At 64.0% G+C, this 6760-nt stretch carries 10 protein-coding genes and 3 pseudogenes; 7 read left to right on the top strand and 6 right to left on the bottom strand.

Features of this window, described 5'->3' with window-relative positions:
- From RM2_RS17385 to RM2_RS17370, 4 genes and pseudogenes are all read right to left on the bottom strand, one after another.
- On the bottom strand, window positions 1-1091 hold a 1091-nt coding region (locus RM2_RS17385), incomplete at its 3' end, for a VIT1/CCC1 transporter family protein (RefSeq protein ID WP_072690793.1).
- Between the two features lie 69 nt (window positions 1092-1160).
- Complete coding sequence (locus RM2_RS17380; RefSeq protein ID WP_072690792.1) at window positions 1161-1823, bottom strand: SanA/YdcF family protein; 663 nt, start codon at window positions 1821-1823, stop codon at window positions 1161-1163.
- Window positions 1824-1977: 154 nt separating this feature from the next.
- On the bottom strand, window positions 1978-2469 hold the full coding sequence (locus RM2_RS17375; RefSeq protein WP_072690791.1) for a hypothetical protein: 492 nt from the start codon (window positions 2467-2469) through the stop codon (window positions 1978-1980).
- A gap of 60 nt (window positions 2470-2529) precedes the next feature.
- Window positions 2530-2971 (bottom strand): annotated as a pseudogene (locus RM2_RS17370) (DUF72 domain-containing protein).
- Between the two features lie 84 nt (window positions 2972-3055).
- Here RM2_RS17370 and RM2_RS17365 point away from each other — a divergent pair.
- The 3 genes and pseudogenes from RM2_RS17365 to RM2_RS25325 all read left to right on the top strand — a co-directional run.
- On the top strand, window positions 3056-3376 hold the full coding sequence (locus tag RM2_RS17365) for a GYD domain-containing protein (RefSeq protein ID WP_072690790.1): 321 nt from the start codon (window positions 3056-3058) through the stop codon (window positions 3374-3376).
- Window positions 3377-3516: 140 nt separating this feature from the next.
- Entirely contained in the window at window positions 3517-4368 is an 852-nt protein-coding gene (locus tag RM2_RS17360) for an LLM class F420-dependent oxidoreductase (protein ID WP_072690789.1), read from the top strand.
- Window positions 4369-4378: 10 nt separating this feature from the next.
- Window positions 4379-4534: pseudogene (locus RM2_RS25325) on the top strand (ABC1 kinase family protein); the annotation flags it as partial.
- Here RM2_RS25325 and RM2_RS25980 read toward each other — a convergent pair.
- A complete protein-coding gene (locus RM2_RS25980; protein WP_373863349.1) occupies window positions 4534-4740 on the bottom strand; it encodes a hypothetical protein in 207 nt (68 codons plus the stop codon). The pseudogene RM2_RS25325 and the gene RM2_RS25980 sit on opposite strands and share 1 nt — an antisense overlap.
- Complete coding sequence (locus RM2_RS25975; RefSeq protein WP_373863348.1) at window positions 4737-4979, bottom strand: transposase; 243 nt, start codon at window positions 4977-4979, stop codon at window positions 4737-4739. Before RM2_RS25975 ends, RM2_RS25980 begins: the two co-directional genes overlap by 4 nt.
- On the opposite strand from RM2_RS25975, the gene RM2_RS25970 reads away from it, so the two are divergent.
- The 4 genes and pseudogenes from RM2_RS25970 to RM2_RS17340 all read left to right on the top strand — a co-directional run bounded on the left by RM2_RS25970 (window position 4936) and on the right by RM2_RS17340 (window position 6240).
- Entirely contained in the window at window positions 4936-5280 is a 345-nt protein-coding gene (locus RM2_RS25970; protein WP_373863350.1) for a hypothetical protein, read from the top strand. The two genes, RM2_RS25975 and RM2_RS25970, sit on opposite strands and share 44 nt — an antisense overlap.
- Window positions 5281-5286: 6 nt before the next feature.
- Window positions 5287-5844 carry a DDE-type integrase/transposase/recombinase gene (locus RM2_RS25785; RefSeq protein ID WP_084721857.1) on the top strand — a complete coding sequence of 186 codons (558 nt, stop codon included), beginning with the start codon at window positions 5287-5289 and terminating at the stop codon, window positions 5842-5844.
- Window positions 5772-5948 (top strand): annotated as a pseudogene (locus RM2_RS24040) (IS30 family transposase); the annotation flags it as partial. The gene RM2_RS25785 and the pseudogene RM2_RS24040, both read left to right, overlap by 73 nt.
- 22 nt (window positions 5949-5970) lie before the next feature.
- Complete coding sequence (locus RM2_RS17340; RefSeq protein WP_169846753.1) at window positions 5971-6240, top strand: integrase core domain-containing protein; 270 nt, start codon at window positions 5971-5973, stop codon at window positions 6238-6240.
- Window positions 6241-6760: the final 520 nt, after the last annotated feature.

Below are 6760 nucleotides of genomic sequence, written 5' to 3'. Positions count from 1 at the left end.
CAGATACTCGCACCGAACAGCATGCCCAGAAGGTAGGTGGCGGCAGCGGCACCGTATCCGATCGCCAACTGGCGCAGTGCCCGCTTGAACGGCGGACCACCCGACAGTAGCCCCACCACCACGCCGGTTCCGAGCAGAGCCACGCCCACCAGCGATGCCGCGACGACAAGCGCGGCGGTACCTTCCATGCCGAGGAGATACGGCAGTACCGGGATGATCGCACCGGATGCGAAGAAGCAGAAACTCGCCGCAGCGGCACCGAACCCGGTGCCGATCGCCTCGTGCGCGTCGACGGCGTCGCCGCCCGAAACTGGATCGAGCTGAACAGTTCTCCGCAAAACCTCAGACGCCTGTTTCTCGGCGTCCGCCGCCGACATTCCGCGCGCCCGGTATAAGAGTGCAAGCTCGTTCGCATCGACATCGAGCAGCGGCACCGCCTCCCGCGCCCCTTGCCCCGGCGCCGACGCTTCGAGGAGTTCACGCTGCGACCGCACGGATACGTACTCGCCCGCGCCCATTGACAGAGCACCCGAGAGCAGTCCAGCGAGTCCGGTGAGCAAGACGATCTGGTTCGAGGCGCCGCTTCCACTGATACCGAGGATCAGCGCAAGGTTGCTGACCAGGCCGTCGTTGGCGCCGAACACGGCCGCGCGAAAAGTGCCGGAGAGGCGATTTCGCCCGCGTGCCGCGAGCGCCCGCACAACTTCTTCGTGGATGCGTTCGTCCGCGCCCATGGCCTGGGTGGCGTCCACGTCCGTCGGATACGGCGAGCGGGTTTCAGCGCGCTGCGCGAGAGCGAGCACGAATACCGATCCGAACCACCTGGCCAGCATGCCGAGGAGTCTCGTGCGAATGTCGGCACGCACGGGCTTTCCGACCTGCTCGCCGAGCAGAGTACGCCAATGGGATTCGTGCCGTCCCTCCGCTTCGGCGAGAGCAAGCAGGATCTCCTGCTCCTCGCCTGACCGCCGTTTCCCGAGGTCCCGGTAGACCGAGGCCTCGGCGCGTTCGGCCGCGAGATATCGACGCCATCTCCGGATGTCGCGGGGAGTGGGATCAGGTCTGGCACCCGAATCCGTCGGAGAAACCATCATTACGCCTCCGCTCACCGTCAGGCAGAAGCCTACCGAGTTCGCCTTCGGCACTGGGCGAGATCGGGGTCAGCCCTCTACGAGAGACTTGCCGAGCGCATCGACGGGCTCGGAAACCACGACGGGGTCCCGCCCGGACAGGAGGTCGAGGATGGCTTTCGGGCGGGCCAGCGATTCACGCACGGTGTTCCGGGCCATCGTGATCGTGCTGCAGTCACACTCGGCGGCGACGCCGTCCGCGTCGATCCCGACGCCTCGGCACAGCGCCACCGCTCGTGGCACGTGGAAGGCCTGTGTGACAATCAGCGCCTTGGTCACACCGTACGTATGGGCCGCGCGGGTGCAAGTGTCATAAGTGTCGAGGCCGTACGGATCGCCGACGATCCGATCTGGGTCGATCCCCCTTTCGACCAGGTACTTTGTCATAGCCGCGATCTCGTCGCCGGACCTACCCGCCCCGTCCCCCGAGACCAGCGCCGACCCCGCGCGGCCGTCCTGGAGAAGTTGCAGCGCAACATCGAGGCGACCCGTCAGGTACTCCCCGGGTTTACCGTCGCGTACCTGCGTTCCGAGCACGATCACCACGGGGGCAGCGGGCGAGTCGTCGACGTCATAGACGTGACCGGACGCCTCACGCGACGTCCACACCGTCGCGGCCGCCACGACCAGGCCCACGAGCGCGACGAGTCCTGCACCAGCGCCGATCAGCCGGCGGATCGCCCGTCGTTCCATGCCGTCATCCAACCACAGCGTCAGCCAACCACAGCGTCAGCCGACCGAGGCGTACGGCGACCGAGGCGTACGGCGACCGCAGCGCAAGGCGACCGCAGCGCAAGGCGACGGATGCAAACACGTAGTCAGCGAAGCGCACCGAGCGCTGAACGGATCAGGGTATCTCCACGGTTTCGGCGCGCGCGATCTCGTCGAGTGCGCTGCGGACGTATCCCGCCCCTGACAAGCCCGAAGAGCCGGGGTCCTCCGCCGCACTCAGCAGATCGGCGATCACCAGGATCGCAGCCGGGACGGCATGTTCGGGACGGCCCGGGTTCTCCTCGATGTCGGCCACCCCGAGCGCGCCGGTCAGCACCGTGACCAGGGAGTCAACATCCACGGCGGGCAAAAGGGCAGGCGCCGCCCGCGCGCAGCGGGTGAGCACCTCCTGTACGTCCTCACCTGTCAGACCGTCCGGGTGCAGCGTCTCGAGCAGTTCCCGAACCATCACGGCCAGTATCGCGCCGACCTGTTCCGCGGGCAGCGCAGCCAACTCCCCTGTGGCCTCGGTCAGCGCCGCCGCGTCCGAGGAACGGGCGGCAACGATGGCGGCATCGAGAGCTTCGGCGATCTCACGCGCGGTCGAAGGCCAATGAGTGGGCCACATTGGGGATCCTCGATTCTTCGAAATGGAAGCGTCACCACTTTCGCACGTCGGACCCACCGGTCAGCGGCCGCCCAGCCGCTCGAGCAGGCGCAGCGCGTCGAATGGTGCGTCACCCTTCATGTCGTTGTCGAAGTAGACGAAGCAGTCGAGGCCCTGCCCGAACCATCGCTCGTGGTCACTTCAATTGCCGAATATCGGCCCGCCGTGTCCGCGGCGAGTTTGTCGTCGTGCCTCGCAGCGAGCCTGGCGGCCTCGATGGTCGTCCGGGAAAGCTGGTCGAACCGCCTTTGACCGCGAACACGAAGCCATCGGGGGTGTCGTCGCGCCACTTCACATAGGAGGTAGGCCGTTGCAACGAATAGAACGACCCATTGATCTCGATGGACGACAATCATCTCGCGGCGTAAGCCAACTCCTTGCGATGAGCCAGATCCTCCGGGCAGAAGTCGCCGCGCGAATCGTGATACGTCCAGTCGGGGATGCCTATCCGGGCCCCAGCCATCTCGCAAACCTAGCTCCGACAGCTATTGCATGTGACCGCTCCCGGGAGAACCATAGGGAACAGCCCACAATCGAGGAGGCACCGATGCCGAGATACCTCTGGCAGGTCACGTACTCACCCGAAGGCGCGCAGGGATTGCTGGCCGAGGGTGGCACCGCACGGCGCCAGGAAATCACGAGGATGGTCGAAAGCGTCGGGGGCACGGTCGAATCCTGCTACTTCGCGCTCGGTGGCAGGGATTTGTTCGTCATCGGTGACGTACCGGACGAAGTCGCGGCCGCCGCGCTCGGCATCCGCACCGCTGCGTCGGGCGCGGCGAGGTCCGAATCGGTGGTGTTGCTGACTCCAGAACAGGTGGATGAGGCTGTGCGCCGGGACGCCGAGTACCGGGCACCTGGCAAGTGAAGTAGCGGGTGTCGTACTACAGAGGTTGTGCGGCAGCGGGCCGGAGCACAGCCGGTTGACCCGCGAACGTCCACTCGTTACTCGCAACACCGGCCCCGCGATCCCGGAATGAACGAGAACGAAGAGAGGTTGCACCACCTATGAGTAAGACCCTCGCAGACACCCCCCAGCTCGGACAGTTCGGCGTCTGGCACTTCGGCGAATTGTCGCCCGAAGCGGGGAAGGCGATCGAATCGGCCGGGTACGGCACGATCTGGATCGGCGGTTCACCACCGGCAGACCTCGAGGCGGCAGAACAACTGCTCGACGCCACATCGTCCATCACCGTGGCGACGGGCATCGTCAACATCTGGATGGCGCCCGCCGAGGAGATTGCGAAATCGTTCCACCGGCTCGAAACCCGCTATCCGGGACGCTTCCTCCTCGGCGTCGGCGTCGGCCATCCGGAGCAACCCGGACTGAATTACAGCAAGCCGTACTCCGCGTTGGTCGAGTACCTCGACGTCCTCGATGCCGCCGGTGTACCGGCGAGTCGGCGGATTCTTGCAGCGCTCGGGCCGAAGGTTCTCGAACTCTCGGCAGCCCGGTCCACCGGCGCCCACCCGTACCTCACCACTCCCCAACACACCAGGGAAGCGCGCACGCTGTTCGGTCCGGGACCGCTGCTCGCACCGGAGCAGAAGATCGTGCTGGATACCGACGCCGAGCGGGCACGACCCATCGGACGCGCGGCCGTCGACAACCCCTATCTACACCTGCGAAACTACATCCACAACCTCGAACGCCTGGGATTCACTCAGGAGCAGATCACAGGCGGGGGCAGCGATGAGCTGATCGACGCACTAGTCGCTCACGGCGATGCGGAGTACATTGCCGGGCGGCTGCGGGAGCATCTCGATGCGGGCGCCGATCACGTTGCCATTCAGGTACTACCCGCAGGGGAAGATCCCACCCCAGATCTGCGCGAACTTGCCGCCGCGCTAGGAATCTGAGTCCGGACGCTTCGGGTCCGCCGACGCCAACGCCATCATCCGCAACCTTCACGCCGCCACAATCACCGAACTCAACAGCGCGGTGGAGGCCGATCGGCAGGCCCGTTTCAGGAGGAACATCGGGCCGTGCGGAGACAACAAGGATGTCACCACGCCCGAGATGCACTAGTGGCCCGCGTTTGAAGTTGTTGGACGGTTGGCCTTGGCGAGTATCTGGTGGGCGGTTTTGGTCCAGACGAACGGCTGCGCACGAGGGTTCCACCCGTTGATGAACTCGCGGATCTTCTCAATCAAATCACTGACACTGCGGAACGTGCCGCAGTGGATCGCCTGCCGTTCGATGATGCCGAACCATACCTCGACCATGTTCATCCGCGACACGGACGTCGGCGTGAAGTGAACGTGTATTCGCGGATTCGCGGATTCGCGGCCAACCAGTCACGAACCTCGACCTTCTCGTGCGTGGCGTAGTTGTCCATCACCAAGTGCAGCTTCTGATCCGGATAGGCCCTGGCCACACGCTCGAGGAATACCAGAAACTCCTGATGGCGATGCCACGGCCGACAGATGCCGGTGACCTTCCTCGTCGCGCTGTCCAGGGCGGCGAACACGGTGGCGGTGCTGTGCCGGATGCAGTCGTGGGGTCTTCCGTTCGGGAATGCCGATCTGCATCGGCAACGTCGGAGCGTTGCGATCCAACGCCTGAATCTGGGGCTTCTCGTCGACGCAGAGCACGATCGCGTTCTCCGGCGGCTCGAGATACAACCCGACGATGTCGGTGACCTTCGCGACCAATTCCGGGTCGGTCGAAAACTTGAAAGTCTCCACCTCCCAAGGCTGGACCCCGTACTCGCGCCACACCCGAGCAACGGTTCCGTACCCGATCCCGAGGTAATCGGCGAGAAGACGTGAACTCCAATGCATCACGGCGTATTTCTTCGGTGGTGCCAGCGTCGTGGCGATCACCTCATCCCGGTCGAGGGTGCGGGGCCGACCCGAGCGGGCCTCGTCGAACAACCCGCCGAACTGCGGGTTGCCGGGGACCTCGTCACGGAGAAAACGGTCGCGAAGATCATGCGCGGTCTCGGGATCGCCGGTATCAGTCCGCGCACCTTCAAGGTCCGCACCACAGTGGTCGATCCGTTCGGCTCGTTCCCCGACGATCTGGTGCTACGCCGATTCGATCAGGGCCGCCTCGATGCGGTGTGGACTTCCGACATCACCTATCTGACCTGCGGCGAAGGTGACATGTACCTGTGTGCGATCAAGGACGAGCATTCCAAACGAGTCCTCGGATGGGCGATCGCCGATCATATGCGCACCGAACTCGTCACCGATGCGCTCGAGCAGGCCGTCGCGGCCCGTGGCGGTGATGTTTCGGGCACGATCATGCATTCCGATCGCGCCAGTACTTTCCGAAGGGCACCGATCTGTCCAGGTGGTCCGCAGACGACCTCGAAGCCGTCGCCTTGGTGATCAACAATCGGCCTCGCAAGATACTCGGCTGGCGGACTCCGGCTGAGGTCTTCGAGGAACAACTACGCTCGTTGCAACAGCCCGGTGTTGCATCGACAGGTTGAACCCGCCCAGTACACCGCTGAGGTGACGAGGCAGGCATGCGAGCGTCACGGACTGCGCCGGTCGATGGGTGCGACCAGGATCTGCTGGGACAACGCCGGCGCCGAAAGCCTGTGGTCGACGTTCAAACACGAGCACTACTACCGGCACACCTTCGTCTGCAAGTCGGAACTAGTTTCTGCAGTTGACAACTGGATGCACTCTTACAATACTCGTCGTAGGCACTCCGTAATCGGGATGCTCAGTCCCCAGGACTACGAAAAGTCACTGACAGCGACCGCCAGGGCCGCGTGACCACGGTCCACTTTTCGGGGGGAACCTCATGATGCCTGATGCCTGATGGAATCATGTTGTGCAAGAAAACGATGTCCGCCCACATTGATTCTCCCTCAGCTCGCGCTGCTGAATACGATCATCGTCAGCACCAATCCCGCGGCAGTTCGAAGTCGAATTCGAATTCACCTTTTGGCGCGGAACATGATTCACCACACTGCCCCCCGCTAGCGGGTTCTTCGCCGACTCCACCCTCGCCGACATCCGCGCCGACACGTAACCAGTCGACACACTTCCGCCCACGTTAGCGCAACGTAGTCCGCGCAGCAGGAGGCTCCCCGACAGCAAGCGGACAGCCCTGAGCCGGAATGTACTTGGTATTTCAACCATACCGCCTTGTGAAATTAATTGCAGCGGTTGACAAGTGAATGACGTCACATTACTCTCCCGTACACATTCTGCGATCGGAATGCTCAGTCCCATCTCCTACGAACAACCACTGTCTCCGGCCGAGTTAGCCGGCGAACCCTGTCGACGCCCT

Source organism: Rhodococcus marinonascens NBRC 14363, from assembly GCF_001894885.1.
GTDB classification, from domain to species: domain Bacteria; phylum Actinomycetota; class Actinomycetes; order Mycobacteriales; family Mycobacteriaceae; genus Rhodococcus_F; species Rhodococcus_F marinonascens.
This window is presented reverse-complemented; position numbering and strand designations above follow the sequence as displayed.

Bases quoted from the DNA above. Each gene is read 5' to 3' on its own strand.
- RM2_RS17380 (WP_072690792.1), bottom strand. From the start codon at position 1,823: ATGGAACGACGGGCGATCCGCCGGCTGATCGGCGCTGGTGCAGGACTC.
- RM2_RS17375 (WP_072690791.1), bottom strand. From the start codon at position 2,469: ATGTGGCCCACTCATTGGCCTTCGACCGCGCGTGAGATCGCCGAAGCT.
- RM2_RS17365 (WP_072690790.1), top strand. From the start codon at position 3,056: ATGCCGAGATACCTCTGGCAGGTCACGTACTCACCCGAAGGCGCGCAG.
- RM2_RS17360 (WP_072690789.1), top strand. From the start codon at position 3,517: ATGAGTAAGACCCTCGCAGACACCCCCCAGCTCGGACAGTTCGGCGTC.
- RM2_RS25980 (WP_373863349.1), bottom strand. From the start codon at position 4,740: ATGAACATGGTCGAGGTATGGTTCGGCATCATCGAACGGCAGGCGATC.
- RM2_RS25970 (WP_373863350.1), top strand. From the start codon at position 4,936: ATGCCGGTGACCTTCCTCGTCGCGCTGTCCAGGGCGGCGAACACGGTG.
- RM2_RS25785 (WP_084721857.1), top strand. From the start codon at position 5,287: ATGCATCACGGCGTATTTCTTCGGTGGTGCCAGCGTCGTGGCGATCAC.